The sequence below is a fragment of the Acinetobacter sp. YH12144 genome, from assembly GCF_013418345.1.
Lineage (GTDB): Bacteria > Pseudomonadota > Gammaproteobacteria > Pseudomonadales > Moraxellaceae > Acinetobacter > Acinetobacter amyesii.
The window spans coordinates 1-4,092 of the sequence record NZ_VPCD01000047.1; the positions used below are offsets into that span (position 1 = coordinate 1).

The following is a 4,092-nucleotide window of genomic DNA, read 5'->3' on the forward strand; positions in this document are numbered from 1 at the left end:
ACTCTATTGCTGTTCGCTATCGCTCACAGCTTTGGGGCAGTTTTTGGCTATTCCTGTTTGAGATACCAATGCAGCAAAAGCAACTATGAATTCGCTTCGCTCATAAATTTTTACACTCGCTGCGCTCGTCATGAAGCCAATTCATACAGTCGCTTTGCTCGGCTAATCTCGTTTAAGTGCGAAAGGGAGCTTGTAATCAGAGGGGGGAATAAGCGAATTTTCATTGTGTCGCTCGTAGACACTCGCTAAATACGCACTATTTGCGTTCTAAGAGCATTTTTTATTTCAATTATAATTTTATTCAGGAAAGATCAAACAGGGCTAAAAACCCCGTTTTTTTACGTTCTAGAGCATTTTAAAATGGTGGTGGTGAGTCGTAATCTTTATTTTGATTAAAAATAGACTCTCTAAGATTATTTAACTCATTAAAGTAATACTGCTGATACATTTCAAAGTTATTGTATTCACGCAGTTCATTGACTTCGTTGATCGCTCGCTCACGTTCTGCAAGCTTTGCTTGATATGCAACATTTTTATCTTTGTCTTTAAACGTCAGGTTAGGGTCAAGGCGTAGCAATGACTTGGGGATTATTGGTACTGGCTTTAAATTTGTGCCGTGAATCTTATTGTAATCTTCGTGATGTAGGCATGACACAGAGCTTGGCACCTCGACATCAGTGCCCTTTATTTTTACTATTTTTGTCGGTGCATACTTCTCCAGGTGCTCATTAATAATAACTTCTGTATCGACACGCATTTCATTGATGATAGTTTTGCCTTTGCCACGTACATCTGGTGTGATCTTTTGGGCACCACCGTTGGCAGGGTCTTTGTCGTTATAGCGACTGAAAAACTGTTCAGCAGTTCTATTATGCTCATCAACTGAACGCTCACAATACATAATGTGCAGATGCGGCTGATCTTGTCCGCCGATCTCTCCTGTGTGGTTGTGGATCGCGGCGGTATATGGAAAGTTAAACTCATCAGTGAATTGTTTAATCAATGCTTCTGCAAGTTCGATTCGTTGCTGAACAGTTAGCTCTTTCGGTAATGCGATAACTTGACTTGCAGCAGTGCGCGCATTCTTTCGTTCGTAATTATGAGCAGCTTCCCAAAACAGGTCAGGACGCTTTTCGGCAAAGCTGGGCATGTTGCCGGATTTCACAAACTCAACTTTTTCATGCACGTTATCTTTGTGATTTTTATAGTGAGCAGTTCGAGTAATGTAGTGAAAACGGTTTTTGCATGATGCCGCTTTTTTGACTTTTGTTGCTCCGGATTTGGCTTTAATTTTGGTTGTGCCTTTGCCGGTGTACGCATAATCAAAGTAGTACATTTTTCGATAACTCCATTTTGAATATACCGGTTTTGCTTTTGCCCACGGCAGTGCGAGAAGGAGAGTTTCTAATTCAAATTGATTGCGTAGTAATTAATTTGAATTAGAAACACGTAGACGAGCAAAACATTAAATAAATTACTCACGTAATTTAGTTTAATTTTTGTAGCGTGGCAATGTATGATTAATAACAGTAATTGAACTAGTAATGGATGCGGTATGGGAAATCGTGGACGGCCTGCAAAAACATTTGATGATTCTGAGTTGGGTAGAGTGATTCGTTCTGCAAGAAATAAAAATTTTCGAACTAAAGCACAGCAAAAACTCTGCGATATAGACAACTCTAAAATGCTGGGAATTGATGATATTTATGCTGATGATGAACTGCTGACGTTAGTGAAAACTGTAGAACGTCAACGAATCGTTTATAGAAAAAATGCTGAGTTGTACAAAATTATTCAACATAAAGCGACAACGACAGTCCCATTGACGCACTTAGAAAAAGAGATTTTGGGCTATGACTGGAAAGATCGGGATGGGTTCTTTAATTGTCAAAAAGCACTGACGACATACGCAAAACTTGAAAAAATCGCTAAGTCTGAAATTGAACGTGCACAAAGTCAAAAACGGCAAGAAGCGATTAAAAAGACTCAAGAACAGCAGACAGACGGACAAAAGCGCAGAAAAGAAAATGAAAGAAGAAAATATTTTCTTGGAGGTGTCGTTCTTAAATATAGCCAATTTTTAAAAGACAATTATTTATTCGGTCCCGAAGATTCTGAAGAGTCGATTTTGCATCATTTGCTTGAAGATTTTATTGTTTGCAACTACTTGTCAGACGCAACTAATAGCGATGAAAGAAAAGCAAATAATGTAAGAAATTCTATTAAAAATAAACGCTCTGAGATAATAGAGAAAATAAGAAACGTTGCTAAAGAGATTGAAAATGATAAACGCAGATGACAGTTGAATCAGTTGTTATACAGCAGTTTTTTTGCTCTCAGAATCCTGTTTTCTAAGCCTGCAATGCTTTTTTGAAGCCGCGGGCTATATGCTTTTTTTTGATGGTCAGAAAATTCTTTAAGCTCTGTTTCTAGCTGTTCAATTCTTTGTTTGAGCAGAATTTCTTTTTCAAATTTGGTTATTTCTTTTTCAGTCATTTTAATCTGAGATTGTTTTCAGAAGACTGATAGCAGAGTTTACTTTGCTTTCAATATCTTCGAGTACGCTTTTGTGATCACTAAAATCGTCAAAATGCTTGATATCAACGTCAATAATAGAATGCAAATAGCTGATCAGAATTTTTGCTTTTGTGCCGTTGCTTTGTTTGAGTATAACGTCATTAAACTTTTCGACTTCTCGATCTATGTCAAAAGTATCTAATAGTTCATTCATGGGTTAAATCCTGCTTTTTCTAAAATCGGGTGAAGCTCTCTAAACTTTTCAGGTTGTAAAAGCATGTCAGCAATGCGAATAGCAAATTGCTGATAGCTTTCTGTGCCCTGTGAGTAGCTAGACATTTCGGGCATTTCAGACATTTTATTAGCAAATAAATGACGTTGTGCATCGGTCATTTTTATAAAAAAGTCAGGTGTGTTTGGATCTCGCTTGAGGTCTTTCGGTTTTTCAATTTTCGGCTGTTGCTTTTGCTTAAACTTAAATGAAAAGCCGCTAATAGTGCGCCCTTTTTTATGTTGTTCTACTTTTACAGTTATATCAGTGTGTTCATTGATTTGTTTGATTGCTGGTTCTAGCACACGGCTTTTAAAGTTATTCATTGCCGTGTATTCATTATCGCCTACGCCTAATCTATTTCTAAATTCTGATAGCTTAATCTCAGGTACTTTACCTGTAGCTCGCCAAGCTATCAGCATTTCATAAAGCCTTATAGCGTACTTGCTTGTAAGCTGTGCGACTTGCTTCAGTTGGTAGCTTGTAAAATGCTGCTCAAGCCTTGTGATCAATGGTACAACGTCAGGCGCAAACGTAACTTCTAAGGTTGCTGTCGCATCAATATACTTAATACGGCTTACCCATCTTGACCTTACTACACCTAAGTTTCCTTGCTTGTCAGGTTCTTTAAATGAGAATTGACGATCAAACAGGTTATTTACGGCTTCTTTCAACGCTTTATAAGCACCGCTATTGCTCACATCAAAACGACTAGCGTAGTCGTGTGCGTGAATTTCTAATTTGCTATCAGATGTAATGCCTTGCCCAGTTTCCCTAGCATTAATAATCGCTAAAAGGATTAAGCGCTGTTCTGTTACTTCAAGGTTGTAACTCGCATTAATCAAGGCGTTATCTTTCACAACAAGCTCGTTTTTCATATTAAAAGGGTTCAATTATACTTATAAAGATACACATTACACCAATGTATCAATAGATACAATTCCTATGATGGTGCTAAATGCGGAGTAATTGTATCTTTATAACGGAGTAATTGTATCTTTATAACGGAGTAATTGTATCTTTATAACGGAGTAATTGTATCTTTATATGCTCTGAAAGGCTTGCTATGCCTGCGTTTCAGCGTGTCTAAAAGCATTTAAAAGCTTTAAAATATATTAAAAGCCCAAAACCTTAAAAAAACCTGTGGAAAACTGCCCTATGTTTTCGCTTCGCTCAAACTCTATTGCTGTTCGCTATCGCTCACAGCTTTGGGGCAGTTTTTGGCTATTCCTGTTTGAGATACCAATGCAGCAAAAGCAACTATGAATTCGCTTCGCTCATAAATTTTTACACTCGCTGCGCTC

Annotated in this window: 5 protein-coding genes; 1 reads left to right on the forward strand and 4 read right to left on the reverse strand. The window is 37.7% G+C overall.

From position 1 onward, the window contains the following. Nucleotides 1-355: 355 nt before the first annotated feature. Nucleotides 356-1,336, reverse strand: coding sequence for a MobA/MobL family protein (locus tag FTU79_RS16195; protein ID WP_180051341.1), 981 nt, complete (start codon nucleotides 1,334-1,336; stop codon nucleotides 356-358). Nucleotides 1,337-1,555: 219 nt separating this feature from the next. Here FTU79_RS16195 and FTU79_RS16200 point away from each other — a divergent pair, with 219 nt between their 5' ends. Next, nucleotides 1,556-2,299 carry a hypothetical protein gene (locus FTU79_RS16200; RefSeq protein ID WP_180051343.1) on the forward strand — a complete coding sequence of 248 codons (744 nt, stop codon included), beginning with the start codon at nucleotides 1,556-1,558 and terminating at the stop codon, nucleotides 2,297-2,299. Between the two features lie 8 nt (nucleotides 2,300-2,307). Here the strand turns inward: FTU79_RS16200 and FTU79_RS16205 are convergent, their stop codons facing one another. From FTU79_RS16205 to repM, 3 genes are read right to left on the reverse strand one after another with little or no spacing between them, the layout of a single operon-like run. Then, a complete protein-coding gene (locus FTU79_RS16205) occupies nucleotides 2,308-2,496 on the reverse strand; it encodes a hypothetical protein (protein WP_180051345.1) in 189 nt (62 codons plus the stop codon). Between the two features lies 1 nt (nucleotide 2,497). Then, the gene (locus tag FTU79_RS16210) at nucleotides 2,498-2,731 is read right to left on the reverse strand and encodes a hypothetical protein (RefSeq protein WP_180051347.1); all 234 of its coding nucleotides are present in this window, start codon (nucleotides 2,729-2,731) and stop codon (nucleotides 2,498-2,500) included. Further along, entirely contained in the window at nucleotides 2,728-3,666 is a 939-nt protein-coding gene (repM, locus tag FTU79_RS16215; RefSeq protein WP_180051349.1) for a replication initiation protein RepM, read from the reverse strand. The genes FTU79_RS16210 and repM overlap by 4 nt, the downstream gene beginning before the upstream one ends. Nucleotides 3,667-4,092: the final 426 nt, after the last annotated feature.